The following is a 23980-nucleotide window of genomic DNA, read 5'->3' on the forward strand; positions in this document are numbered from 1 at the left end:
CCGCGATCCGGCCGTGAGTGGTATACGGCACTTTTTGTCCCGGTTCCGGCCTCGGTCCCGCATACTGATACGGACCCGCGTGACCCGCGTGACTCGGCTAAGGTGCTGGGCATCATGCGATTCGGGCTGCTTCTCCTTAGCTGCCGCGGCGAGGGCCTGTAGAGGCCGACTCCCTCCCCGCGGAGCTTGGTGGTGCCGTCGGCCGTCCTTCCGGACACGCGGACGACGCGGACACCGCCGAGATCCGCGGACATCACGAGGAGCCCACGCCATCATGGCCAACCGCCAGCAGCCCAGCCCCATGCCGACCGCCAAGTACCGCGGCTACGACCAGGTCGACATCGCCGACCGCACCTGGCCGAACCAGCGGATCACCACCGCTCCCCGCTGGCTCTCCACCGACCTGCGCGACGGCAACCAGGCCCTGATCGACCCCATGTCGCCGGTCCGCAAGCGCGCCATGTTCGACCTGCTGGTCAAGATGGGCTACAAGGAGATCGAGGTCGGTTTCCCGGCCTCCGGCCAGACCGACTTCGACTTCGTACGGTCCATCATCGAGGACCCGGACGCGATCCCCGACGACGTCACCATCTCCGTACTGACCCAGGCCCGCGAGGACCTGATCGAGCGCACGGTGGAGTCCCTGAAGGGCGCCAGGCGGGCCACCGTCCACCTGTACAACGCGACCGCCCCCGTCTTCCGCCGGGTCGTCTTCCGCGGCTCGCGCGACGACATCAAGCAGATCGCGGTCGACGGCACCCGCCTGGTCATGGAGTACGCCGAGAAGCTGCTGGGCCCCGAGACGGAGTTCGGCTACCAGTACAGCCCCGAGATCTTCACCGACACCGAGCTGGACTTCGCCCTGGAGGTCTGCGAGGCGGTGATGGACACCTACCAGCCCGGCCCCGGCCGCGAGATCATCCTCAACCTGCCGGCCACGGTGGAGCGTTCGACGCCGTCCACGCACGCCGACCGCTTCGAGTGGATGGGCCGCAACCTGTCCCGCCGCGAGTACGTCTGCCTGTCCGTCCACCCGCACAACGACCGCGGCACGGCCGTGGCGGCGGCCGAGCTGGCGCTGATGGCCGGCGCCGACCGCATCGAGGGCTGCCTGTTCGGGCAGGGCGAGCGCACCGGCAACGTCGACCTGGTCACCCTGGGCATGAACCTGTTCTCCCAGGGCGTCGACCCGCAGATCGACTTCTCCGACATCGACGAGATCCGTCGCACGTGGGAGTACTGCAACCAGATGGAGGTCCACCCGCGCCACCCGTACGTGGGCGACCTGGTCTACACGTCCTTCTCCGGCTCCCACCAGGACGCCATCAAGAAGGGCTTCGACGCCATGGAGGCCGAGGCGAAGGCCAAGGGCGTCACCGTCGACGACATCGAGTGGGCGGTCCCCTACCTGCCGATCGACCCCAAGGACGTCGGCCGCTCCTACGAGGCGGTCATCCGCGTCAACTCGCAGTCCGGCAAGGGCGGCATCGCCTACGTCCTGAAGAACGACCACAGCCTGGACCTGCCGCGCCGGATGCAGATCGAGTTCTCGAAGATCATCCAGGCCAAGACGGACGCCGAGGGCGGCGAGATCACCCCGACCGCGATCTGGGACGTCTTCCAGGACGAGTACCTGCCCAACCCCGAGAACCCCTGGGGCCGCATCCAGGTCGCCAACGGGCAGACCACGACCGACCGCGACGGCGTCGACACCCTCACCGTCGACGCCACGGTCGACGGCGAGGAGACCACCCTGGTCGGCACCGGCAACGGCCCGATCTCGGCGTTCTTCCACGCGCTGCAGGGCGTCGGCATCGACGTGCGGCTGCTGGACTACCAGGAGCACACGATGAGCGAGGGCGCCTCCGCGCAGGCCGCCTCCTACATCGAGTGCGCCATCGGCGACAAGGTGCTGTGGGGCATCGGAATCGACGCGAACACCACGCGCGCCTCGCTGAAGGCCATCGTCTCCGCCGTCAACCGCGCGGCGCGCTGACCAGCCGAAACGGTGGTTTGAGGTCCCGCTCGCCGGAAACCGGCGGGCGGGACCCCGTCATATACCGGCCATATATCTGTGATGGTCACGAAAAGGTCTCGTCCGGGGTACTGACTCCACGTCGGTGATGTGGCTAACATCACGCCAGCGCGACGATGCTGTCGCGCCGTTACGGAGGTGCGACGTGCTGCCTGGACGGGGACGAACCAGCCGAGCTGCCCGGCTGCCACGCATTCTGGGCACCCGCACCGCGTGGACACCCGTGGGCGACGGCGAGTTCTTCTGCCCCGGCTGCGGCGGCGACCGCAACTACACCCGGCTCACCGGCCACCGCCGCTTCACCGTGCTCGGCGTGCCCGTGCTGCCCCGCGGCGAGTCCGCGCCGGCCGTCGAGTGCGCGGCCTGCCGCCGCCACTACGGCACCGACGTCCTCGACCACCCGACCACCACCCGCTTCTCCGCGATGCTCCGCGACGCCGTCCACACCGTCGCCCTGGCGGTCCTGACCGCGGGCGGCACCTGCTCCCGCACCTCGCTGGAGACCGCCGCCGTGGCGGTGCGCGCGGCCGGCTTCGAGGACTGCACCGAGGACCGGCTGAACGCGCTCGTCGAGGCGCTGGAGGCGGACACCGGCCGGGTCCGCGGCGAACCCTGCGTGCCGGGCCTGGCGATAGAACTGCACGAGGCCCTGGACCCGCTGGCCCCGCACCTCGCCGCCGTCGGCCGCGAGTCGATCCTCCTCCAGGGCGCCCGCATCGCCCTGGCCGACGGTCCCTACACCCCCGCCGAACGCGACGCCCTGGCCACCGTCGGCGCGGCCCTGACCCTCTGCTCCGACGACGTCACCCGCCTCCTGGAGTCGGCGGGGACGCCGTCCTAGGGCAGGTCCTGCTCCGGCGCGAGGTCCAGCCGCATGATCTGGCGGTGCACGCCCGGTCCGAAGTAGTCCGGACGCAGTCCGCCGTCGGGTTCCTCGGGACGGAAGCCCAGGGACCGGTAGAGGAAGATGGCGGCGAGGTTGGCGGGCTCCACGGTGAGGCGGACCACCTGTATGCCGTCCCGGCGCAGACGGCTCAGGACCTCCCGCATCAACTCCCGGCCCAGCCCGTGGCGGCGCCGGTCCATGGTGACGCACAGCCCGAGTATCCAGCTGTCCGTACCGAGCGTCCGGGTGGCGGCCAGCACGTAGCCGCGCAGCCGGCCCGTACCGTCGTCGAGGACCAGGAAGTGCTCCTCGTACATGTCGAAGAGCTGGCGCAGCAGGAACCCGGGATAGGCGAAGTCCTGGAAGACCTCCTCGTCCAGCCGCCGCAGCTCCGGCAGATCGGACTCCCGTGCCGTGCGCAGGTCCAGTGGCAGGTCGTCCGGTGGCAGGCCGGTTCCGGTGAGCGGGTCGTGGTGGTCGAGGGAACGTTCCAGCGGTTCGGCGGTCATGCAACCCCCTGGTCTGCGTCAACTCTCGGGCATCCGTGCCGCACTCGGTCGAGTGAAGGACTCCTGTGGCGGCCAGTGTCTGCTTCTGGCTAGAGTGAGCGCCCAACTTCCCTCATGCAAGGGCGAGTTCGGGTGTGCGACCATGCGCCCGACGTGCGCCGGGCGGATGAGGATGGCGTATTCACGTACTGGTTCGTAGTGACGGTGTCACTTACCGTGAACAGTGCTGGGGATATGTCCAAAATCGAATGGAACGTGGCAGGGTGACTATGGATCGCAACGCCGACGCGCCTTGGTCGAAGTTCGATCCAGAGGTGTACGTCGACAACAACTACCGGACACCACTCGAAGTGGACCTGCTGATCGTCCGGTTGATGCGCGACTACTTCACCCGCTGCTTCGACGGCGCCCTCCCGCGCACCGCGCGCGGCATCGACGTCGGCGCCGGAGCCAACCTGTACCCCGCCCTGTCCATGCTGCCGTGGTGCGAGAAGCTGCTCCTGCTGGAGTACGCGCACCCGAACGTCGAGTACCTGGAGAAGCAGGTCTCCCCGGCCGGGTACGACATCGCCTGGGACCCCTTCTGGGACGTGCTGCGCGAGGTGCCCGCCTACGCCGCCGTCGAACCGAGACCGCTGGTCGCCGACATCGTCCGGGTCGAGCGCGGCAACCTGTTCGACCTGGAGGGCGGGGACCGGCGCTGGTCCCTGGGGACCATGTTCTTCGTCGCGGACTCCATGTCCGAGGCCCCCGAGGAGTTCCACCGGGGCGTGCGGTGCTTCATGAACGCGCTGGACCGGGGGGCGCCGTTCGCCGCCGCCTTCATGAAGGAGTCCCTCGGCTACCGAGTCGGCGAACACGACTACCCGGCCTACCGGGTGAACGAGGAGACGGTCAGACAGAGCCTGGAGCCGTTCACGGGGGAGCTGGAGATCCACGACCTGCACCACTCGGTGCGGCCGGGACACGAGGGAATGCTCCTCGCCCTGGGACGGCGCGATTCCGAGATTGCCGCCCCGTAGGAACGGGGACATGCTCAACGGGGACCATCACAACGGGGACGCTGCCGAACACAGGGCAACGAGATCTGTACGAGGGGTGCGGGGATGCAGATCAAGCCACGCCAGCACCTGCTGGACATCTGGCAGGCCATGGCCCGTCATTCGTTCGACGACGGCAAGCTCGTCCGGGGGGACACCGACGGACTGAGCAGCGTCGCGGACGCCGAACGCCTGCTCTGCCTGCTGTATCCGGCCACCGAGGTCCCCGCCTTCCGCCTCGACCAGCCGGACACCACCGAACGCGACGTCCTGCGCGCCCTCGACCGGGTCGGCAGCCGGCTGGAGATCCCGCCCAACCTGATCGCCGCGCTGACCCAGTTCATGCGCACCCACACCGGCACGGACGACAGCCCCACCTTCTCCGGCGGACACTACTTCCGCCCCTCCGAGCCCGGCGGCACCGTCAGCCACGAGCAGCGCCAGCTCGGCGTGGTCGACTCCTACTCCATGTCCGTCACGCTCTGCCTCGCCACCCTCGGTTTCCTCAAGGTCTACGAGGGCACCACGACCCGGCCCGAGGTCCTCAAGGCGATCGCCGAGCTGAGGGAGGCGACCAACGACCGGCTGACCGCCGCGATGGTCAGCCTGCTGCGCTCCTTCGCCGTGAACGTCTTCGACTCCGAGTCGGAGCAGGGCAAGCGGCTCATCCAGGTCATCGGCCAGGGCGGACAGTCCGACCGGATCGTCCTCCAGCAGTTCTCCCGCCGGTTACGCCCGCTGCGCGCCACCATCATCGAGAGCCTGTCGCGAGGCATTCAGGTCGACGAGGGCATCCGCGACGAGAGCCAGCTCTTCGAGTGCGGCTGGGCCTGGGGCATCGTCGAGGGCGCCCCGAAGATCACCGACCTGAACGCCGACGTCCCCGGCCAGCCCGACGGCATCGCCGACCGGCTGCCCTACGTGTACTTCACCGTCGTCGCCCTCGACGGCATCCAGGACCTGTTCTCCGACCGCACCCTCACCCTCGGCCTGCTCGACGAGGACCAGCAGAAACTCGCCGAGATGCTGCGCCTGCGCTGGGAGCTGAGCCAGCAGTACTGGTCCGCGATCGCCCGCTTCGGCGGCGAGCGCTGGCCCCTGGAGGACCTGCCCTGGCAGACCACCGGCCTGCGCCTGGAGTCCGAGTACTTCTCCCTGACCGTCGCGGCCATCCTCGTCCACGACCTGGTCCGCCGGAAGGCGACGGACGACGACCTCACCCGCACCGTCGCCATCATGGAGCGCCTCGCCGACCGCGGCCGGGTCACCAGCCGCATGACCAAGAACGACCCGACGATCCTGCTGCACACCCCCGGCGTCACCATGCCGCTCGCCGGGTCCGAGCGTACGGGCGGCCAACTCATGTGGCGGATGACCGACTTCTCCGCCCAGCTCCTCAAACGGATCATCCAGCTCGCCGAACTCTCCCGGAACATCGGCGCCCAGGACCGGCTGCTCCGCCTCGCCGAGCAGTCCTTCGAGCACCTGTGGAAGCGGCGCATCGACGAGGGGGAGGGCTCCGGCCTCTGGGACAACATCCGGGCGGTCTACCCCGACGCCCACGACGCCGGACTGCGCATGTCCTGGAGCATCACCGAGCGCGTCACCGAGTGCCTCGTCGCCGCCCGCATCCTCTACGAGCAGCAACCCATCCGCAGCCCCGAACTCGCCGAATTGGCGCGCGAGTTGCTGAGTGAGGCCACCCACCTGTTCGGCAAGGAGCAACTGGAGGCGTCCGCCGCCCCCGACGGAAGCAGAGCCCGGGCCATGCGGAGCATCGAGAGCCGCCTCGACCACGCCCGCAGCCTGGTCGACGACCGGCCCGCGACCGCCTTCGCCCTGGCCCTGCCCGTGCTCCAGGAACTCGACACCCTGGCCCAGGCCAGGGGCGCCGCCGCCCAGGAGGTGTGAGGGTGCTGGTCTTCGCCGCCTCCGACAAGGGAGGCACGGGACGCTCGGTCACCAGCGCCAACCTGGCCTACCAGCGGGCCCTCACCGGTGACCACGTGGCCTACGTCGACTTCGACTTCGGCTCGCCCACCGCCGCCGCCGTCTTCGACGTGCCCGGCGCCATGCGCGGCACCGAGGAACTGGGCCTGCACTCCTACCTGGAGGGCGAGACCGCCGAACCGGTCCGCATCGACGTCTGGCGGCAGACCGAGCACCCCCTGCTGCGCGCCCGCCCCAACCAGTCCGGCCGCCTGGTCCTGTTCCCCGGCGACGCGGGCGGCGGCGAGTTCGCCACCGGCGAGGAGGCCCTGGAACGCTGCGTCGACCTGCTGCTCAAGCTCAACAACGAGTTCGACGTCACCTTCGTCGACCTCAGCGCCGGCCGCAGCTACGCCGTCGACATGGTCCTCGACGCCACCGCCCACCCCCGGATGCGCAACGTCCCCTTCCGCTGGCTGGTCTTCCACCGCTGGACCCGCCAGCACGTGATCGCCGCCTCCGGACTCGTCCACGCCGAGCACGGGATCATCGGCGGCGGTGTCGAGCGCGGCCACGACGAGGACGACCTGCGCTCCGCGATCCGCTTCGTGCGGGCAGCCGTGCCCGACCCCGAGTCGCCCCTGTGGTCGCAGGGCTCCACCGCCCAGGCCACCTGGATGCAGGCGTGCGACGAGGCGCTGCGCCGGCTCGCCGCCGAGCACCGCATCGGCGACAGCGTCGTCCTCGGCATCGTTCCGCTGGAACCCATCCTCCAGTGGCAGGAGCAGCTGATCACCGAGGAGGACGTCCTCTCCACCCAGATAGCGAACAAGGAGACCCTGGAGGCGCTGGAGGAGATCGCCCGGCGCCTGACGGACGACACCCACTGGGGGCGGCTGTGACGGAGCCCGTGTTCCGCGAGACCGCCGCCGAGCCGCGCACCCAGTCCGTTCCGCTGGCCCACCTCTCCGTGGAGCTCGGCCACCTCTACATGGAGGACTTCGAGGCCGGACCGGAGCGGCTGCGCGCGCACTTCGCCGAAGTACGGCCCTGGGTGGAGGCGGCCCGTACCGCCGCCACCGCCCGGGCCGGCGGCAAGCGGGCCCGGATCAGCACCTGCTTCCTCATCGACGACTACTTCACCCGTTTCTCCACCCCCGCCGACGTCGTCCCCATGCTCCTGGAGGAGGCCGAGCGGGCCGGACTGACCGTCGACTACCTGGCCCGCGAGTCCGGCTGCGCCGTCACCGGCAAGGTGCCCGTCGCCGAGGCGGTGGCCGCCCGTATCGTCGAGTCCCCGCCGCCGGGCAGCTACGGCCTGCGCCCGCCCGCCGCGCAGACCGGCTGGCTCGCCAACGGCGAACGCAGTCCCGTCGCCCGCGCCCCGCAGGCCATGAAGCGGGCCGTGCCCTGGCAGCCCCCGCACGAGACCGCCGCCCGCCGCCACTCCGTCTTCCTCGACGTCGAGCTGTGGAGCGACGACGCCGACGGGCAGCGCCTGTGGTCCTGCCCCTTCCTCGCCGCCGTCTGGCAACTCGCCCGCCTCGGACTCCTGCGCAACGAGGGCGAGGCCGTCCTCGCGCCACGGCCGCACACCGCCGGCGGGTTCCCCGACAAGTGGGACGAGCTGCCCACCCTGCTCCGGCTCAACGAGCGGGCGGACCCCTTCGCCGCCTACCGCACCTGCTCCGTCCTGCCCACCCGCTTCCTCCCCGTGGAGCACGCGGTCCGCGTGATCCTCGACCAGGTCCAGGTCGATCCCGGGGCACTGGCGCAGGTCGCCGACCGCTCCGGGAAGGAACGCATGCCCGTCCCCGACTCGGTCGCCGACCGCATCTCCTACGTGTACTACTCGGGGCCCTGACATGGCGCCGCGGCAGAGCACCCCGCCCGTCGTTCTCGCCTGCGGCGAGATCCGCACCTGCCTGCTGCCCGCCCGGCAGGCCCTCGACATCCGATCCGCCGCCCAGCTCCTCGGTCTGCGCGCCGACGAACGCGTTCTGCTCTCCGAACGCCCCGGCCTCTACGCGCGTTCCCCCGACACCCTCACCGGCGTCGACTGCCCCCTGCCCAGCGCCAACGGCGCCCGCGTCCGCGCCGTCGGCACCGTCACCGCGCACGCCGCACTCACCGAGGGCCGGGTGCTGCAGACCTCCGCGTACTGCCGGATGCCCGGCACCGGACCCGACCAGCGGCGCCCCTGGGGCGAGTACCTGGTGCGGCCCGGAGTCGTCGAACCGCTCGGCAAGCTCCCCCGCGAGGCGGTCGCGCAGGGTGTCCTCGGCGGCCCCCGCCACGGCGACCTCGACGTCGGGCTCATCGCCGACGGCCTGCTCACCCGGGTACTGCGCCACCCCCTGCTCGACCAGCGCCCGCCCTTCCGCTCCCGCCCCACCCGGCTGCGCTGGGCGGCGCTGCCCGCGGCCCCCGGCGAGGGGCCCTCGCTGGAGCGGTTCACCCTCGCCGAGGACGAACTGCGCACCGTGCGCCTGCGTGTGCCCGAGGGCACCCCCGGCACCGAACTGGCCGCGCTCTGCGACGACCTCGCGCTGCACGACTGGCTGCTCACCACCGTCGTCCGCATGCTCGACGGCCTCCGTCTCGGCGCCGGAGCCGCCCAGGACGCCGGCGCCGTCGTACGGACCCTGCGCCCGGCCGTCGACCACCTGCTCCACCTGTGGATGCCCGGCGCCCGGGTCGGCCGCGAACTCGCCGCGCTGTGGGACCCGCTGGAGGAACGGCCCGGCTTCACCCGGCAATGGCAGGCCCTGGTGCAGCGCATCCGCGACCAGCTCACCCTGCACGCCATTCCCGCAGCCCACCGGGAGGTGGAGCCGGCTCCCTGACCGCGCCCCGCCGCCCGGCACGCACATCCCCGCACACCCGTCACCGCACGATCCGACGCGCATCCCAACGGGGGGAGAGCGAGATGAGCACGGCACAGTCATCCCGACCCGACGACACGCCCCGCACCACCCACCCGATCGACCTAAGGGGGGATTCCCCCTGGACCCGCATGCTGCTGGTCGCCCTGGTCGTCGGCGGCCTCTTCTGGAGCGTCGCGGCGCTGCTGGACCCGGACGACGGCACGCTGCGGCAGTTCCTCGCCGCCGTGCTCTGCGCCGGCGCCGCCCTGGCCGTCCAGTACGTCCTCGGCCTGGCCCCGCGCCCGGGGCCGCGCCGGCTGGAGGACGACACCCGGCTGGAAGAGCACACCCGGCGGGTCGAGGACGCCCTGGCCGAGAACACCGCCGCCGTCCGCGACGGTCTGAGCCGGTACGACACCGAGCTGAAGTCGGGCCTGACCCGGCACACCGAGGACGTCAAGCAACTCGTCGAGACCCACGTCACCCAGGTCGACCACCGCCCCGCCGAGGCCGCCCGCACCCTGGACCCGGTCCGCATCGACAGCGTGCCCGACCTGGCCAAGGGCTTCGCCGACGTCCTGCTGCCCAGCCCGTCCATCCTGCACACCTTCGTCCACCTGGAGATGTCCCGGGTGGTCGGCCACATGGCGGACCTCACCAACCTGAGCGCCGAGTGCCCCGGCGAGAACCACGACTGGATGCTGACCCTCACCCGGGCCGCCGAGCACTCCATCCTCGCCACCAGCACCTCCGTCGACCGGCAGTTCTGGAACAGCGAGCCCGCCGGCCGCTACCTCGACGCCCAGCAGGCCGCCATCGAGGAACAGGGCGTGGCCGTACGCCGCCTGTTCCTGCTGGAGGGCGCCCGCGAACTCGACGACCGGCTGCTGCGGCTGTGCGAAGAACAGGAACTGCGCCGCATCGACGTACGCGTGGCGGTCCTGCCCGAGCTGCCCCCGCACCTCCAGCGCGGCACCACCAACGACTTCATCCTCTACGACGAGGAGGTGTCCTTCGAGATCGAGCAGGACCTGCGCGACGTCAACGTCCGCACCCGGCTCACCGCGCGCCAGGAGTACGTACGGGACCGGCTCAAGCGCTTCAGGGAACTCTGGGACGCGGGCATGGGCCTGCGCGAACTCGAGATGCGCGTCGACGACGAGGAAGACGGAAACTGGATGGTGGACCGGGCCTGACCGCCGCCGCCTCCGTTACTCCCCGGGGAGTAACGGACGGCCCCGTGTCTCCCCCGGCAGTATCCCGAGGCTCGCCCTCACGCCCGACGCGTCGGCATCCCGCCGCCGGAAGTCTGGAGACCCACCCAGACATTCACCGGAGGGAGGCCCGCCAGATGGGGGCCACGACGACAGGCGCGGGGCGGCGGCGGGCCGTGCCCTGGCTGGTGCTCGGACTGTGGATCGCCGTGCTGGCGATCGCCTCGCCGTTCGCGGCGAAACTCGGCGACGTGCAGCGCGACCGGGCCGTCGACTACCTGCCCGCGAGCGCCGACTCGACGCAGGTCGCCAAGATCCAGGAGCGGCTGCCGGGCGGCGAGGTCACCGAGATGGTCCTCGTCTACCACCGGGACGGCGGACTGACCGCCGCCGACAAGAAGACCGCCGCCGGGCAGGTCGCCGAGATCGCCGGCGCGCACGAACTCACCGGGCGTCCCGTGGGCATCCCGTCCAAGGACGGCACCACCCTCATGTACCCGGTGGTCTCCACCGAGCCCGGCACGGACGAGAAGGCCCGCGACGCACTCGTCAACGACGTGCGGGACGTCGCGACGGGCGGAGACGGGCTCAGCGTCGAGGTGGGCGGGGCGGGCGCGCTCGCCACCGACGCCACCGAGGTCTACAACTCCCTGGACGGCCCGCTGCTCTACACCACCGCCGCCGTGGTAGCTCTCCTTCTGATCCTCATCTACCGCAGCCCCTTCCTGTGGCTCGTCCCGCTCGCCGTCGCCGGAATGGCCGACTACCTCTCCATGGGCGTCGCCTACGGCCTGAACCAGGTCTTCGGCACCGCCGTCTCCGGCCAGAGCAGCGGCATCATGACCATCCTCGTCTTCGGCGTCGGCACCGACTACGCGCTGCTGCTGGTCTCCCGCTACCGCGAGGAACTGCGCCGCGTCGAGCGGCCGTACGACGCCATGCTCGCCGCCCTGCGCGGCTGCGGCCCCGCCGTGCTCGCCTCCTCCGGCACCGTCGCCGCCGGCCTGCTGTGCCTGCTCGCCGCCGATCTCAACTCCAGCCGGGGCATGGGCCCCCTCGGCACCGTCGGGGTGCTGTGCGCGCTGGCCGCCATGCTGACGCTGCTGCCCGCGCTACTGGTGCTGCTCGGCCGCCGTGTCTTCTGGCCGCTGGTGCCGCGCTACGGCAGCACCCCCAAGGCCCGCCGCTCGCTGTTCGCCGCGATGGGCAGCTCCGCCGAACGCCGGCCCCGCACCGTCCTGGTGGGCGGCGCCGTCCTGCTCGGCGCCCTCGCACTCGGCGCGTTCGCCCTGCCCGGCAGCATCAAGCAGGAGGACTCCTACACCACCCGCCCCGAAGCGATCGCCGCCATGGAGACCCTCGCCGACGCCTTCCCGGAGTCCGGCACCCAGCCGATCACCGTCATCAGCCCCACCGACCGCGCCGGCGCCGCGCTCGCCGAGATCCGCGCCACCGAGGGAGTCGAGAGCGCCGAGGCCGGGCGCAGCGGCGACGGGTGGACCGAGCTGACCGTCCTGGCCTCCACGCCGCCCCAGTCGGCCGCCGAGACCGCCACCATCGAGGAACTGCGCGACAAGCTCGACGGCTCCTACGTCGGCGGTCCCAGCGCCCAGCAGATCGACCTGGAGGACACCAACGCGCGGGACACCGTCATCGTCGTACCGATCGTGCTGCTGTCGGTCCTGCTGATCCTCACGGTGCTGCTGCGCTCCCTGGTCGCGCCGCTGATCCTGGTCGCCGCCGTCGTCGCCGTGTGGGGCGCCGCTCTCGGCATCGGCGGCCTCGTCTTCGACCCCCTCTTCGGCTTCGAGGGCACCGACCCCGGGCTCGGCCTGCTCTCCTTCGTCTTCCTGGTCGCCCTCGGCGTCGACTACGGCATCTTCCTGATGCACCGGATGCGCGAGGAGGCCCTGCACGGCGCCGAACCCACCGAGGCGGCCCTGTCCGCGCTGCGCACCACCGGCGGCGTCATCGCCTCGGCCGGGCTGGTCCTCGCGGCCACCTTCGCCGTGCTCACCAGCATGCCGATGGTGCAGCTCGTCGAGCTGGGCTTCGTCATCGCGGTCGGCGTCCTCCTCGACACCTTCCTGGTCCGCACCTACCTGGTCACCAGCGCCAGCGTCGCCCTGCGGCGCCGGGTGTGGTGGCCGGGGCGGCTGTCCCGGCAGCCCGGACCGTCCTCGCCGGACGGCGTGCGGGAATCCGTCGGTGTCTGAGGTGCCGGACGACCGGATCGCGCCCCTCCCCTCCCGGAGGGGCGCGCGGGTCACGGAGTATGGACGCGTGCACCACACCACCGAGGCCGCGTCCCGCCCCCGCGTCGGCGAGCGGATCATCGCCGCCATCAACCGCGACCCGCGCACCGCCCCGCACGGCACCCGCAACGACGCCGTGCTCGCCGCTGTCCTCCTCACCGGCGCCGTCTGCCTGGCGCTCCTCACCCACGAGGCCCAGCGCCCGGACGCCCTCGGCTGGACGCTGCTGGTCGCCGCCCACGTCCCGATCGTGTGGCGGCGGCGCCGCCCGCTGCTGGTGCTCGCGGTGTTGATGGCCCTGGTCGTGCCCTACCACGCGATGGACAACAACCACACCGCGGTCGGCCCCGCCTCCTACGTGGCCCTCTACACGCTGGCCGTCACCGGCCGCCCCCTGCGCACCGTCGTGACCGGCGTCGCGGTCCTCACCGTGTCGGTCAGCATCATGCTGACCGTCAACACCCACCAGGCCCTCGAACTGCTCCGCATCTCCGGCTGGGTCATCGCCGTCCTCTTCTGCGGCATCGACATCCGCTACTACCGCCAGTACGTCGCCGCCATAGTGGAGCGCGCCGAACGCGCCGAACGCACCCGCGAGGAGGAGGCCCGGCGGCGCGTCGCCGAGGAACGCCTGCGGGTCGCCCGGGACCTGCACGACCTCCTCGCGCACAGCATCACCCTCATCGGGGTGCAGACCTCGGTCGCCGCCCACGTCCTGACCGCCGACCCCGAACGCCTGGACCGCGCGGCCGTCGCCAAGGCCCTCGACGACATCGCCGAGACCTGCCGCTCGGCGCGCGGCGAACTGCGCACCACCCTCGAAGTACTCAGGACGCAGGACGCCGCCGCCGTCCCCGACGCCCGCGGCCCGCTGCCCGGCCTGAGCGGCCTGTCCGACCTGGCGCGGAGCGCCCGGCAGGCCGGAGCACACGTGGACCTGTCGGTGGACGCCGACGACCTCCCGCCGGCGGTCGGTGCCGCCGTCTACCGCATCACGCAGGAGGCGCTGACCAACGCCGTACGGCACGCGGGACCGAAACCGTCCGTCCGCGTCGAGGTGCACGCCGGGCCGGGCGCCCTGCGCCTGTCCGTCACCGACGACGGCACCGGACCCGACCCGTCCGGCACCCCCGGCTTCGGCCTCGTCGGCATGCGGGAGCGGGCCCGCAGCGTGGGCGGCACACTCGACGCCGGACCGCGCCAGGGCACCGACGGCTTCGAGGTGACGGCCGTACTGCCGATGCCCGCCACGCCCCGTACGACCCCCCTGACCCCGGAGAGAACCGCATGACGATACGCGTACTGCTGGCGGACGACCAGAACCTCGTCCGTGCGGCGTTCGCCCTGCTCGTGGCGTCGGCCCCCGACATGGAGGTGGTCGGCGAGGCGGGCACCGGCCGCGAGGCCGTGGAGCTGGCCCGCACCGAACGCGCCGACCTCGTCGTCATGGACGTACGCATGCCCGACCTGGACGGCATCGAGGCGACCCGGCTGATCGCCGCCGACGAGGACCTGGCGGGCGTGAAGGTACTGGTCCTCACCACTTACGACACCGACGAGAACGTCGTCGAGGCGCTCCACGCGGGCGCCTCCGGATTCCTGGTCAAGGACACGAAGCCCGCCGAACTCCTGGACGCCATCCGCACGGTGACGGCGGGCGACGCCCTCCTGTCACCCGGCCCGACGGCCCGCCTGATCGAGCGCTTCCTGCGCGGCCCCTCTTCCCTCCACCCGTCCGGGCCGGGCCCCGACTGCCTTTCGGACCGGGAACGCCAGGTCCTCACCCTGGTGGCCCGGGGCCTCACCAACACGGAGATCGCCGACACCCTGGGCCTGAGCCCGCTCACCGCGAAGACCCACGTCAGCCGCATCATGGGCAAACTGGAGGCGCGCGACCGGGCCCAACTGGTCATCGTGGCGTACGAGTCGGGCCTGGTGACGCCGGGCGCGGGTCAGCCGCAGTAGACGTCCGAGGCGGGCCGCTGCCCGGTCGCCAGGAAGCGGGAGACCGTGGCGTCGCCGCAGGCGTTGCCGTTGGCCAGGTAGGCGTCGTGGCCGGTGGAGTCCACGGTCACCATGACGGCGCGCTGACCGAGGGCCTCGCGCAGCTTTCGCGCCCCGCCGAGCGGGGTGGCGACGTCGCGCTCGTTCTGGACGAGCAGCACGTTGGACGGCCCGCGGTCGGTGATCCGCACGGGGGCCTCACGGGGCGGGTACGGCCACGCGGCGCACAGCATCGCGTTGCGCGGCATGCCCGCCGTGAGCGGGTACTCGGCGCGGCTCACGGCGACGTCCTGCTGGTACGAGGCCGCCGAGCGGGGCCAGGCGACGTCGTTGCACAGCACACCGGCTCCGACGGCGGCGACGTTCTGCAGGACCGCCTCGGGCGGCGCCTGGGGAGCGGGCGGCACGGTGCCCCGCTGGGCCGCCCGCATCAGCTTGGCGAGCGTCGGGAACTTGCCGGGGGAGTAGAGGCTGTCCAGCATCGTCTGCCGCAGTACGTTGCCGTTCAGCTCCGCCGGATTGGCGCCGGGCCAGGGGATCGGCTCCCGGTCCAGGCGGGCGGCGAGCCGCAGGAACAGCGGCCGTACGTCGGCGGCCCGTCCCGCCACCCGGTCGGGATTTCCGGGCCGGGCGGCCCAGGCGGCGAACTCGGGGAAGGTGTCCTCGACCCCCTGCTCGTGCCCCGCGAGCCAGGCACGCGCCACTCGGGAGGGATCGGGATCGTCGTTGCTGTCCAGCACGATCCGGTCGGTGCGGTGCGGGAACAACTGCGCGTACACGGCCCCTACATACGTTCCGTACGACACTCCCCACGCGGAGATCCGCCGCTCGCCCAGCGCGGCCCGGAGGCGGTCGATGTCACGGGCCTCGTTGGCGGTGCTCAGGTGCTTGATCAGCTCACCGCCGTTGTGTGCGCAGGCGTCGGCCATGCGCCGGGCGGTGGTCATGTTCCCGTCCACGGAGCCGTCGGGGGCTGGCCAGGGGCGGAGTTTCGAGGTGGCGAGGTCGCCGTGCTCCAGCCCACAGCTGACCGAGGTGGACGGTGCGAGCCCGCGCGGCGCGAATCCGATGAGGTCGTGGCTGTCGCGGACGTTCTGGGGGAGCTTCTGCCCCTTCCCCGAGGGGTCGTTCAGGCTTGATCCGCCCGGCCCGCCGGGGATCAGGAGCAGGGCCCCGCGCCGGGCGTCCGGCTTCTCGGCGGGGATGCGGGAGACGGCCATCTCGATGCGGGGGCCGTCGGGGTCGGCGTAGTCCATCGGCACGTCGAGGGTGGCGCACTCCTGCCGGGGGTCGAGCCCGGCGCCCTCGCAGGCGGACCAGGTGAGGGCTTCGGGTGTGCTCCCGCCCGTCGCGGAGGCGGTCACCGGCGCGGTGACGCCGAGGAGGGCGGTGGACACGCCGACGATGGCGGCGTTGCGGATGCTTCTGCTTCGCTTGCGCTGCGTCATGCGAGGAGCCTCGCGCAAGCCCGGGGACCGTCACATCCGGGCAACAACCCGATGTTTACGGGGGGTTACCCCCTAGGAGAGCGTCGCGCGGACTAGGGGAGGGTCACGTTGCTCTCGAAGTTGAGCCACGCGAGGGAGGCGATGGTGCTCATGGAGGGGCACAGCTCCCGCAGTTTGGCCGAGTCGGTCTTGGGCGGGGTCGAACCCATGTCGTAGCAGCCGAGCTTGCGGACGGTGTTCACCGCCTTCACCAGGTGGTGTGCGGACTTCTCGACCTCGGTGTACTCGCCGTCGGGGAAGTCGCGCTCGATGCTCTTGGCCATCGCGCCGGCGAGTTCCCCGGCGGCGGTGAGGTCCTTTCCGCACCCGGGGTCGTCCCAGGCGACGTGGCTGCACATCGGAGAGCCGGTCACGCCGTAGGCGATCCGGTAGGCCGGTAGCAGCTCCGCCGGGGTCCCGGGCTTCTCCGAGGAGGCGGACTCCGACGGCTGCTTCGACTCCGACGGGGCGGAGGAAGCGGCCCGGGGCGATTGCCTCTCGTCGGCCGCCTTCCCGTTGTCGCCGCCGCAGGCGGACAGCGTCAGGGCCGTCGTCACGGCTGCGGACAGGGCGAGGGCGAATCGGCGCGTGGTCATGCGGCCACTCAAGCGCCGGACGAGTTGTTCAGACACCCGGTCCGCGGGGCTGAACAACAGCCGTCGCCGACCCTCAGTCCTCGACGAAGAAGCTGTCGTGCCGGACCTGGAAGTCCCGCAGCTCCTCGCCGCCGCGCTGGGCGAAGTCGGCGATGCGCTCGAAGTACTCCTCGCGCGGGGCGCCCGGTGAGAAGAGCATCAGCATGGACAGGGGGTCGTCACTGTCGTTCTTGAAGGCGTGCAGCCCGCCGACGGGGACGTACAGGAAGTCGCCCTGGCGGCCGGTGACCCAGCGTTCGCCGTTGTAGAGCTGCACTTCTCCCGACAGGACGTAGAAGGACTCGGAGATGCTCCGGTGGAAGTGCGTCTTGGCGCCGGGCGCCTTGGGCCCCATGTCCACCTTGTACAGCCCGAACTCGCCTCCGGTGGAGGCGTGGCTCGCGAGGTAGTGGGTGGTCGTGCCGCCGGGCGAGACGATGTCGGGCGCGGTGTCGGCCGGCCTGAACACGGCGTTGATCTCGCCCTTCTCGCCGAGGTACCGCGGCTCCGGGTACGACATGGTGTGCCTCCTCCGTCAGGACTTGATGAGGCAACTCTTGCCGATCGGAGGCGCCTCGGTCATCGTCCGGAGGGCCGACGGAGGAGGGACGCGAGTCCTAGGCCACGGAGCGTACGAACTCCGCCCAGGCCGCCGACCCGACGACGATCACGGGGCCGTCGGCCACCTTGCTGTCCCGGACGGGTATGACGCCGGGGACTCCGTCGGTGACTTCGAGGCAGTTGCCCCCGTCGCCGTTGCTGTACGTGCTCTTGCGCCAGCGGGCGTCGCTCAGGTCGTACTCGCGCATCGTCTGAATTCCTCAGCCGCCGATCGGATCAGGGCGAGGGACGCCTCCGGCGACAGTGCGGCGCCCCTGATCAGATCGTAGGCTCGGCGGGCACGGTGCACCACCGCCGGATCGTCCAGCAGGCTTCCTGAAAACGACGTCTCTGTATAGGCGGTCGGCGGGGCGTCCTCGAACTCCATGAGCCTGAGGGACCCACTGTTGGCAGGGGCGCCTGCCGAGAAGGGCAGGACTTGGAGCAGCACCTTGCGCTCGGCGGCCAGCACGCTCATGTGCTCCAGCGCCACCGCCGTCACCTCGGGGCCACCGACGGGGACGCGCAGCACGGTCTCGTGCACCACCGCCCAATACACGGGACGTGTAGCGTCGTCGAGGACCCGTGACCGTTCCATGCGGGCGGCAACTCTGTCTTCGATGAACTCGTCGGCCGCGAACGGATGAGTTGCCAGGGTGAGCGCTCTGGCATAGCCGGATGTCTGGAGGAGCCCGGGGATCACGGTCGGTTCGAAGTCGCCGACCGTCGATGCCAGCCGCTCCAGCTCGACCACCCCGGCGAAGTAATCCGCATACCGGGGATCATCAATCAGCTTCCGGCACAGGCGCTCGAAAATACCGTCGGTTTGTAGCGCCTCGTCGATGCGCTGGGCCACATCCAACTGTGGTTTACGAATTGCCTGTTCGAACTGGCCGATGTAGCCGCCGGACACGAAAACCCGTGCTCCCAGCTCCACTTGGGTGATTCCGGCGTCCTCTCGCCGCCGTTTAAGCTCCGTTCCGAAGAACTCCCACGCAGCCTGCCGTGAACCGTTGGCCATAACCAACCCCCATGCGCTGACCCGCACTTGTAGTGCGCGTACTCCTGCCGAGTGTAGACACGTCGCGGCATTCTGGGGACACGAAGAGTGAAACCGTAAAGGGAAGGGAAAGCGGTGGAAGCACGGCACTCGGCGCTCTGCGTCGAAGGAGCGGAGGACACGGTGAAAGAATTGCGCGCGGCGCTCGCGGAGGCAGGAATTACTCTCCCCTCACTCGGGCTCGACCCGGTGAGTCTTGCGCGGGAGGCGCCCTGTCCGCTGGTCGAATTGGGCCGGTGTTCCGTGGAGACCGCGCGGCGCCTCGCGGCGGTGCTGCGATGACGACGACGCCGCCCGTGGGGGTCTACGCCGTGGACACCCGCAGTGGCCGGGTCGGGATCGTCATGGGGCACGAGGGGCCGTACGTGCAGATGCGGCCGTTCGGCGGGGGACGGGAGTGGGACGCCGAGCCGGGTGACGTACGCCACGCCACCCCGTCCGAGCGGCTCAGCGCGGCGACGGCGTACACCAACGCCCGGAGCCGTGGCGAGGTGCCTTGAGGGATGCGCGAGAATGGGCGGCATGAGTCTGTTCCGCGACGACGGCATCGTGCTGCGCACCCAGAAGCTGGGTGAGGCGGACCGGATCATCACCATGCTCACGCGCGGTCACGGCCGCGTACGCGCCGTGGCGCGCGGGGTGCGGCGCACGAAGTCGAAGTTCGGCGCGCGGCTGGAGCCGTTCTCGCACGTGGACGTGCAGTTCTTCTCGAAGGGCAGCGAGCTGGTCGGGCGCGGGCTGCCCCTGTGCACGCAGAGCGAGACGATCGCGCCCTACGGCGGCGGGATCGTCACCGACTACGCGCGCTACACCGCGGGGACCGCCATGCTGGAGACGGCCGAGCGGTTCACCGACCACGAGGGCGAGCCGGCGGTGCAGCAGTATCTGCTGCTGGTCGGCGGACTCAGGACCCTCGCCCGGGGCGAGCACACGCCGAACCTGGTGCTGGACGCGTTCCTGCTGCGCTCGCTGGCCGTGAACGGGTACGCCCCGACCTTCGGGGACTGCGCGAAGTGCGGCCTGCCCGGTCCGAACCGGTTCTTCTCGGTCGGCTCGGGCGGCTCCGTCTGCGTCGACTGCCGGGTGCCCGGCAGCGTCGTACCCTCGCCGCAGGCCCTGGAACTGCTCGGGGCGCTGCTCGCGGGGGACTGGGACACTGCGGACGCGGCCGAGCCGCGGTACGTGCGGGAGGGGAGCGGACTGGTCTCCGCCTACCTGCACTGGCACCTTGAGCGGGGACTGCGCTCCCTGCGGTACGTCGAGAAGTAGGAGAGATCTGAGATGGCCGTACGCGGGATTCTGGGGCGGCAGCGCCGGGAGTACAGGACGCCGGAGCCGCACCCGTCCGGCGCGCGTCCGCCGAAGCTCGGTGAGCTGGTGCCGGAGCACGTGGCGATCGTCATGGACGGCAACGGCCGCTGGGCCAAGGAGCGCGGGCTGCCGCGCACCGAGGGGCACAAGGTCGGCGCCGAGCAGGTCATGGACGTGCTCCAGGGCGCGATCGAGATCGGCGTCGGGAACATCTCCCTGTACGCCTTCTCCACCGAGAACTGGAAGCGCTCGCCTGAGGAGGTGCGCTTCCTGATGAACTTCAACCGCGACTTCATCCGCAAGTCCCGCGACACCCTCGACGAGCTGGGGGTGCGGGTGCGCTGGGCGGGACGGATGCCCAAGCTGTGGAAGTCGGTGGCCAAGGAGCTCCAGGTCGCGCAGGAGCAGACCAAGGACAACGACCGGCTCACGCTGTACTTCTGCATGAACTACGGCGGGCGGGCCGAGATCGCCGACGCGGCGCAGGCCCTCGCCGAGGACGTGCGGGCCGGGAAGCTCGATCCGGCCAAGGTCAACGAGAAGACGCTCGCGAAGTACCTGTACTACCCGGACATGCCGGACGTGGACGTGTTCCTGCGGCCGAGCGGGGAGCAGCGGACGTCGAACTACCTGATCTGGCAGAGCGCCTACGCGGAGATGGTCTTCCAGGACGTCCTGTGGCCGGACTTCGACCGGCGCGACCTGTGGCGGGCCTGCCTGGAGTTCGCCTCCCGGGACCGGCGCTTCGGCGGCGCCATCCCCAACGAGGAACTTCTGGCCATGGAAGGCCGCAGTACCCAGTAAGCCCCGGGCGGTGGATCAGCCCGTCCGGCGCTTGAGGACGAGGCCGTTCAGGCCGGAAAAAGGGGCCCGGGGCGCAGCCCCGGCCCCACCTCGCTCAACCGCCGGAGGCACCCGCGCAGTCCGCGCAGGTGCCGAAGATCTCCACGGTGTGCGCCACGTTGACGTAGCCGTGCTCCGCCGCGATGGCCTCGGCCCACTTCTCCACGGCGGGGCCCTCCACCTCGACGGCCTTGCCGCAGGCGCGGCAGACCAGGTGGTGGTGATGGTCGCCGGTGGAGCAGCGCCGGTAGACGGACTCGCCCTCGGCGGTGCGCAGGACGTCGACCTCGCCGGCGTCGGCGAGGGACTGCAGGGTGCGGTAGACCGTGGTGAGCCCGACCGCGTCGCCCTTGTGCTTGAGCATGTCGTGGAGCTCCTGCGCGCTGCGGAACTCCTCGACCTCCTGAAGGGCGGCCGACACGGCAGCCCGCTGCCGGGTGGCGCGGCCCTTCACGGGCGGTCCAGCGGTGGTCACTGGATTCCTCCTCACGTCTTCGCGGCTTGCCGGGCCATTGTGCCAGCCCGGCAGTCCCGCGGTCAGACGCCGACCTCGTCGGCGGCCCCCCTGGTGGCCGGAATCTTGCACTCCGCCGGATCCGCGGCGGGTTGTGCGGCGGCGAGTGCCCGCGCGCGTCGCCTGGCCAGCGGGGCGGCCAGCACGCTCAGCAGGATGAAGGCGCCGATGGTGAGCAGCACGATCGTCGCGCCGGGCGGCACGTCCTGGTAGTACGACGTGACGGTGCCGCCGATCGTCACGCTCACCCCGAGGGCGACGGCGATGGCGAAGGTGGCGGCGAAGCTGCGGGTGAGCTGCTGCGCGGCGGCCACCGGGACCACCATCAGCGCGGAGACCAGGAGCAGGCCGACGACGCGCATCGCGACGGTCACCGTGACCGCCGCCGTGACGGCCGTCAGCAGGTTCAGCGCCCGCACCGGCAGCCCGGTGACCCGGGCGAACTCCTCGTCCTGGCTGACGGCGAACAGCTGGCGGCGCAGACCGACGGTGACGAGGACCACGAAGGCGGCCAGCAGGCAGATCGCGGTGACGTCGGACTCGGAGACCGTCGACAGGGAGCCGAAGAGGTACGAGGTGAGGTTGGCGTTGGAGCCGCCCGGCGCGAGGTTGATGAACATCACGCCGCCCGCCATGCCGCCGTAGAAGAGCATGGCGAGGGCGATGTCGCCGCGGGTCTTGCCGTACCAGCGGATCAGCTCCATGAGGACCGCGCCGAGGACGGAGACCAGGGTCGCCATCCACACCGGGGACCAGGTCAGCAGGAAGCCGAGGCCGACGCCGGTCATCGCCACGTGGCCGATGCCGTCGCCCATGAGGGCCTGACGGCGCTGGACCAGGTAGATGCCGATGGCGGGGGCGGTGATGCCGACCAGGACGGCGGCGAGCAGCGCCCGCTGCATGAAGGCGTAGTTCAGGATTTCCATGGTCGTCGCCTTCTCAGCTCAGCAGTCCGGTGCGGATCGGTTCGGCGCCCGCGGGGGCGTGCGGGTGGACGTGGTCGTGGCCGGGCAGCGCGTGCTGGCCGACGGCCTCCGGCGGCGGACCGTCGTGCAGGACGCAGCCGTCGCGGAGCACCACGGCCCGGTCGATCAGCGGCTCCAGCGGGCCCAGCTCGTGCAGGACGAGGAGGACGGTCGCCCCGGCCGCGACCTGTGCCCGCAGGGTCTCGGCCAGGACCTCCTGGCTGGCCAGGTCGACGCCGGCCATCGGCTCGTCCATGATCAGCAGTTCGGGCTCGGCGGCGAGCGCGCGGGCGATCAGCACGCGCTGGTGCTGGCCGCCGGAGAGGGCGTTCACCGAGTCCTTGGCGCGGTCGGCCATGCCGACCAGGTCGAGGGCGCGGCGTACGGCCTCGTGGTCGGCCTTGCGCAGGATGCCGAAGCGGGCCCGGGAGAGCCGGCCCGAGGAGACCACCTCGTTCACCGTGGCGGGGACGCCGCCCGCGGCCGTGGTGCGCTGCGGGACGTAACCCACGCGCCCCCAGTCGCGGAAGCGGCGCCTGGGGGTGCCGAACAGCTCGATCTCCCCGTCCGTCACCGGCACCTGGCCGATGATCGTGCGCACGGCCGTGGACTTGCCCGAGCCGTTGGCGCCGAGCAGCGCGACCACCTGGCCGCGCCGCACGGTGAGGTCGATGCCGCGCAGGACGGGGCGTGAGCCCAGCTCGGCGCGGACGCCGCGCAGGGATATGACGGACTCGTCGCTCACGATGTCCTCCGTAACGATCGAACTGCGGGTGGTACTGCTTACTTGGCGCCTAGGGCGGTCTCCAGCGCCTTGAGGTTGGACTGCATGACCCCGACGTAGTCCTCGCCCTTGGACTTGTCGGTGATGCCCTCCAGCGGATCGAGCACGTCCGTCTTCAGGCCCGCGTCCTTGGCCAGGGTCTTCGCGGTCTTGTCGGACACCAGTGTCTCGTAGAAGACGGTGGTCACGCCGTCGGCCTCGGCCTCCTGCTGGAGCTCCTTGATCCGGGCGGGGCTGGGCTCGCTCTCCGGGTCGAGGCCGTTGATGGCCTCCTGGGTGAGTCCGTAGCGCTCGGCGAGGTAGCCGAAGGCGGCGTGGTTGGTGAAGAAGACCTTGGTCGAGGTGTTCTTCAGGCCGTCCTTGTAGGCCGTGTCCAGGTCCCCCAGCTTCTTCGCCAGCGCCTCGGCGTTCTTGCGGTAGTCGGCGGCGTGGTCCGGGTCGGCCTTCTCGAAGGCCTTCGCGACGCCCTGGGCGATCTCCGCGTACTTCACCGGGTCCAGCCAGACGTGCGGGTCGAGCGCGTGCTCCCCGCCCTCGGAATGCTCCTCCTCGGCGTGCTCGTCCGCGTGCTCCTCGCCGCCGTGGCCGTGGTCGTGCTCCACGTCGCCGTGGTCCTCGAGCTTCGTCAGCGTGGCCGCGTCGATCTTGGTCTTCACGTCGGACTGGGCGATCGCCTCGTCCACGGCGGGCTGGAGGGACTTGAGGTAGAGGACCGCGTCAGCCTCGCCCATCTGCGCGGTCTGCTTGGCGCTCAGCTCCAGGTCGTGCGGCTCCTGGCCGGGTTCGGTGAGCGTGGTGACGTTCACGTGGTCCCCGCCGATCTGCTCGGCCAGATACTCCATGGGGTAGAAGGACGCGACGACGTCGAACTTGTCCGTGTTGCCCGCCGCCGAGCTGTCGCTGGAGCAGGCGGAGAGGGTGCCGAGACCGAGTGCGGTGGCCGCGGTGACTGCTATGCCGGATATGCGGCGTCGTCGTACGTTCATGACACTCATTTTCAACAAATATGGAAACCGTTGTCAACAAGCGTGCGATTCCGCAG

Annotated in this window: 25 protein-coding genes; 15 read left to right on the forward strand and 10 right to left on the reverse strand. The window is 71.1% G+C overall.

What is annotated here, in order from left to right:
• Window positions 1-274: 274 nt before the first annotated feature.
• Together leuA and NI25_RS26495 are read left to right on the forward strand one after the other, a co-directional pair.
• A complete protein-coding gene (gene leuA, locus NI25_RS26490) occupies window positions 275-1996 on the forward strand; it encodes a 2-isopropylmalate synthase (RefSeq protein WP_061444836.1) in 1722 nt (573 codons plus the stop codon).
• A gap of 184 nt (window positions 1997-2180) precedes the next feature.
• Window positions 2181-2876 carry a TerB family tellurite resistance protein gene (locus tag NI25_RS26495; RefSeq protein WP_061444837.1) on the forward strand — a complete coding sequence of 232 codons (696 nt, stop codon included), beginning with the start codon at window positions 2181-2183 and terminating at the stop codon, window positions 2874-2876.
• Here the strand turns inward: NI25_RS26495 and NI25_RS26500 are convergent.
• Window positions 2873-3430 carry a GNAT family N-acetyltransferase gene (locus NI25_RS26500; protein ID WP_061444838.1) on the reverse strand — a complete coding sequence of 186 codons (558 nt, stop codon included), beginning with the start codon at window positions 3428-3430 and terminating at the stop codon, window positions 2873-2875. The genes NI25_RS26495 and NI25_RS26500 overlap by 4 nt on opposite strands.
• A gap of 248 nt (window positions 3431-3678) precedes the next feature.
• Here NI25_RS26500 and NI25_RS26505 point away from each other — a divergent pair, with 248 nt between their 5' ends.
• From NI25_RS26505 to NI25_RS26545, 9 genes are all read left to right on the forward strand, one after another.
• Window positions 3679-4452, forward strand: a complete 774-nt coding sequence (locus NI25_RS26505; RefSeq protein ID WP_061444839.1) for an SCO2525 family SAM-dependent methyltransferase — start codon at window positions 3679-3681, stop codon at window positions 4450-4452.
• A gap of 84 nt (window positions 4453-4536) precedes the next feature.
• Window positions 4537-6381, forward strand: a complete 1845-nt coding sequence (locus NI25_RS26510) for an SCO2524 family protein (RefSeq protein ID WP_061444840.1) — start codon at window positions 4537-4539, stop codon at window positions 6379-6381.
• 2 nt (window positions 6382-6383) lie between these two features.
• On the forward strand, window positions 6384-7301 hold the full coding sequence (locus tag NI25_RS26515; protein ID WP_061444841.1) for an SCO2523 family variant P-loop protein: 918 nt from the start codon (window positions 6384-6386) through the stop codon (window positions 7299-7301).
• The gene (locus tag NI25_RS26520; RefSeq protein WP_061444842.1) at window positions 7298-8263 is read left to right on the forward strand and encodes an SCO2522 family protein; all 966 of its coding nucleotides are present in this window, start codon (window positions 7298-7300) and stop codon (window positions 8261-8263) included. The genes NI25_RS26515 and NI25_RS26520 overlap by 4 nt, the downstream gene beginning before the upstream one ends.
• 1 nt (window position 8264) lies before the next feature.
• Window positions 8265-9245, forward strand: a complete 981-nt coding sequence (locus NI25_RS26525) for an SCO2521 family protein (protein ID WP_061444843.1) — start codon at window positions 8265-8267, stop codon at window positions 9243-9245.
• Window positions 9246-9328: 83 nt separating this feature from the next.
• Window positions 9329-10462, forward strand: a complete 1134-nt coding sequence (locus NI25_RS26530) for a hypothetical protein (protein ID WP_061444844.1) — start codon at window positions 9329-9331, stop codon at window positions 10460-10462.
• Between the two features lie 155 nt (window positions 10463-10617).
• A complete protein-coding gene (locus NI25_RS26535) occupies window positions 10618-12696 on the forward strand; it encodes an MMPL family transporter (protein WP_061444845.1) in 2079 nt (692 codons plus the stop codon).
• Between the two features lie 67 nt (window positions 12697-12763).
• Window positions 12764-14026 (forward strand): sensor histidine kinase, encoded by a 1263-nt coding sequence (locus tag NI25_RS26540; RefSeq protein ID WP_078884905.1) that lies wholly within the window; start codon window positions 12764-12766, stop codon window positions 14024-14026.
• On the forward strand, window positions 14023-14700 hold the full coding sequence (locus tag NI25_RS26545; RefSeq protein ID WP_061444847.1) for a response regulator transcription factor: 678 nt from the start codon (window positions 14023-14025) through the stop codon (window positions 14698-14700). The genes NI25_RS26540 and NI25_RS26545 overlap by 4 nt, the downstream gene beginning before the upstream one ends.
• On the opposite strand, the gene NI25_RS26550 is transcribed toward NI25_RS26545, so the two are convergent.
• The 5 genes from NI25_RS26550 to NI25_RS26570 form a co-directional block, all read right to left on the reverse strand.
• Entirely contained in the window at window positions 14688-16187 is a 1500-nt protein-coding gene (locus NI25_RS26550; RefSeq protein ID WP_061444848.1) for an alpha/beta hydrolase, read from the reverse strand. The two genes, NI25_RS26545 and NI25_RS26550, sit on opposite strands and share 13 nt — an antisense overlap.
• Window positions 16188-16279: 92 nt before the next feature.
• Window positions 16280-16822 carry a hypothetical protein gene (locus NI25_RS26555; protein WP_061444849.1) on the reverse strand — a complete coding sequence of 181 codons (543 nt, stop codon included), beginning with the start codon at window positions 16820-16822 and terminating at the stop codon, window positions 16280-16282.
• 73 nt (window positions 16823-16895) lie between these two features.
• Entirely contained in the window at window positions 16896-17381 is a 486-nt protein-coding gene (locus tag NI25_RS26560; RefSeq protein ID WP_061444850.1) for a cupin domain-containing protein, read from the reverse strand.
• 97 nt (window positions 17382-17478) lie between these two features.
• Complete coding sequence (locus tag NI25_RS26565; RefSeq protein ID WP_061444851.1) at window positions 17479-17670, reverse strand: DUF397 domain-containing protein; 192 nt, start codon at window positions 17668-17670, stop codon at window positions 17479-17481.
• Window positions 17652-18482, reverse strand: a complete 831-nt coding sequence (locus NI25_RS26570) for a helix-turn-helix domain-containing protein (protein ID WP_061447111.1) — start codon at window positions 18480-18482, stop codon at window positions 17652-17654. Before NI25_RS26570 ends, NI25_RS26565 begins: the two co-directional genes overlap by 19 nt.
• Window positions 18483-18596: 114 nt before the next feature.
• On the opposite strand from NI25_RS26570, the gene NI25_RS40360 reads away from it, so the two are divergent.
• Genes NI25_RS40360 through NI25_RS26590 form a run of 4 tightly spaced genes read left to right on the forward strand, consistent with a single transcriptional unit; the run spans window position 18597 to window position 20636 of the window.
• The gene (locus NI25_RS40360) at window positions 18597-18803 is read left to right on the forward strand and encodes a hypothetical protein (RefSeq protein ID WP_061444852.1); all 207 of its coding nucleotides are present in this window, start codon (window positions 18597-18599) and stop codon (window positions 18801-18803) included.
• The gene (locus NI25_RS26580; RefSeq protein ID WP_061444853.1) at window positions 18800-19021 is read left to right on the forward strand and encodes a hypothetical protein; all 222 of its coding nucleotides are present in this window, start codon (window positions 18800-18802) and stop codon (window positions 19019-19021) included. Before NI25_RS40360 ends, NI25_RS26580 begins: the two co-directional genes overlap by 4 nt.
• Window positions 19022-19043: 22 nt before the next feature.
• Window positions 19044-19790, forward strand: a complete 747-nt coding sequence (recO, locus tag NI25_RS26585) for a DNA repair protein RecO (protein ID WP_061447112.1) — start codon at window positions 19044-19046, stop codon at window positions 19788-19790.
• 12 nt (window positions 19791-19802) lie between these two features.
• Complete coding sequence (locus NI25_RS26590; RefSeq protein WP_061444854.1) at window positions 19803-20636, forward strand: isoprenyl transferase; 834 nt, start codon at window positions 19803-19805, stop codon at window positions 20634-20636.
• 94 nt (window positions 20637-20730) lie between these two features.
• Here NI25_RS26590 and NI25_RS26595 read toward each other — a convergent pair whose 3' ends face one another.
• The 4 genes from NI25_RS26595 to NI25_RS26610 form a co-directional block, all read right to left on the reverse strand.
• Window positions 20731-21150, reverse strand: a complete 420-nt coding sequence (locus NI25_RS26595; protein ID WP_007449657.1) for a Fur family transcriptional regulator — start codon at window positions 21148-21150, stop codon at window positions 20731-20733.
• Window positions 21151-21212: 62 nt separating this feature from the next.
• Window positions 21213-22115 carry a metal ABC transporter permease gene (locus tag NI25_RS26600; RefSeq protein ID WP_061444855.1) on the reverse strand — a complete coding sequence of 301 codons (903 nt, stop codon included), beginning with the start codon at window positions 22113-22115 and terminating at the stop codon, window positions 21213-21215.
• Window positions 22116-22128: 13 nt separating this feature from the next.
• Window positions 22129-22899 carry a metal ABC transporter ATP-binding protein gene (locus tag NI25_RS26605; RefSeq protein WP_061444856.1) on the reverse strand — a complete coding sequence of 257 codons (771 nt, stop codon included), beginning with the start codon at window positions 22897-22899 and terminating at the stop codon, window positions 22129-22131.
• Between the two features lie 38 nt (window positions 22900-22937).
• Window positions 22938-23924, reverse strand: coding sequence for a zinc ABC transporter substrate-binding protein (locus NI25_RS26610; RefSeq protein ID WP_061444857.1), 987 nt, complete (start codon window positions 23922-23924; stop codon window positions 22938-22940).
• Window positions 23925-23980: the final 56 nt, after the last annotated feature.

This window comes from Streptomyces sp. CCM_MD2014 (assembly GCF_000772045.1).
In the GTDB taxonomy this organism is placed as follows: Bacteria; Actinomycetota; Actinomycetes; order Streptomycetales; family Streptomycetaceae; genus Streptomyces; species Streptomyces salinarius.

Excerpts from the sequence above, each read along its gene's own strand:
- NI25_RS26580 (WP_061444853.1), top strand. The coding sequence starts at position 18,800 with ATGACGACGACGCCGCCCGTGGGGGTCTACGCCGTGGACACCCGCAGT.
- NI25_RS26600 (WP_061444855.1), bottom strand. The coding sequence starts at position 22,115 with ATGGAAATCCTGAACTACGCCTTCATGCAGCGGGCGCTGCTCGCCGCC.
- NI25_RS26500 (WP_061444838.1), bottom strand. The coding sequence starts at position 3,430 with ATGACCGCCGAACCGCTGGAACGTTCCCTCGACCACCACGACCCGCTC.
- NI25_RS26545 (WP_061444847.1), top strand. The coding sequence starts at position 14,023 with ATGACGATACGCGTACTGCTGGCGGACGACCAGAACCTCGTCCGTGCG.
- NI25_RS26555 (WP_061444849.1), bottom strand. The coding sequence starts at position 16,822 with ATGACCACGCGCCGATTCGCCCTCGCCCTGTCCGCAGCCGTGACGACG.
- NI25_RS26525 (WP_061444843.1), top strand. The coding sequence starts at position 8,265 with ATGGCGCCGCGGCAGAGCACCCCGCCCGTCGTTCTCGCCTGCGGCGAG.
- NI25_RS26530 (WP_061444844.1), top strand. The coding sequence starts at position 9,329 with ATGAGCACGGCACAGTCATCCCGACCCGACGACACGCCCCGCACCACC.
- NI25_RS26535 (WP_061444845.1), top strand. The coding sequence starts at position 10,618 with ATGGGGGCCACGACGACAGGCGCGGGGCGGCGGCGGGCCGTGCCCTGG.
- NI25_RS26570 (WP_061447111.1), bottom strand. The coding sequence starts at position 18,482 with ATGGCCAACGGTTCACGGCAGGCTGCGTGGGAGTTCTTCGGAACGGAG.
- NI25_RS26610 (WP_061444857.1), bottom strand. The coding sequence starts at position 23,924 with ATGAACGTACGACGACGCCGCATATCCGGCATAGCAGTCACCGCGGCC.
- leuA (WP_061444836.1), top strand. The coding sequence starts at position 275 with ATGGCCAACCGCCAGCAGCCCAGCCCCATGCCGACCGCCAAGTACCGC.
- NI25_RS26590 (WP_061444854.1), top strand. The coding sequence starts at position 19,803 with ATGGCCGTACGCGGGATTCTGGGGCGGCAGCGCCGGGAGTACAGGACG.
- NI25_RS26505 (WP_061444839.1), top strand. The coding sequence starts at position 3,679 with ATGGAACGTGGCAGGGTGACTATGGATCGCAACGCCGACGCGCCTTGG.
- NI25_RS26510 (WP_061444840.1), top strand. The coding sequence starts at position 4,537 with ATGCAGATCAAGCCACGCCAGCACCTGCTGGACATCTGGCAGGCCATG.
- NI25_RS26550 (WP_061444848.1), bottom strand. The coding sequence starts at position 16,187 with ATGACGCAGCGCAAGCGAAGCAGAAGCATCCGCAACGCCGCCATCGTC.
- recO (WP_061447112.1), top strand. The coding sequence starts at position 19,044 with ATGAGTCTGTTCCGCGACGACGGCATCGTGCTGCGCACCCAGAAGCTG.
- NI25_RS26565 (WP_061444851.1), bottom strand. The coding sequence starts at position 17,670 with ATGCGCGAGTACGACCTGAGCGACGCCCGCTGGCGCAAGAGCACGTAC.
- NI25_RS26560 (WP_061444850.1), bottom strand. The coding sequence starts at position 17,381 with ATGTCGTACCCGGAGCCGCGGTACCTCGGCGAGAAGGGCGAGATCAAC.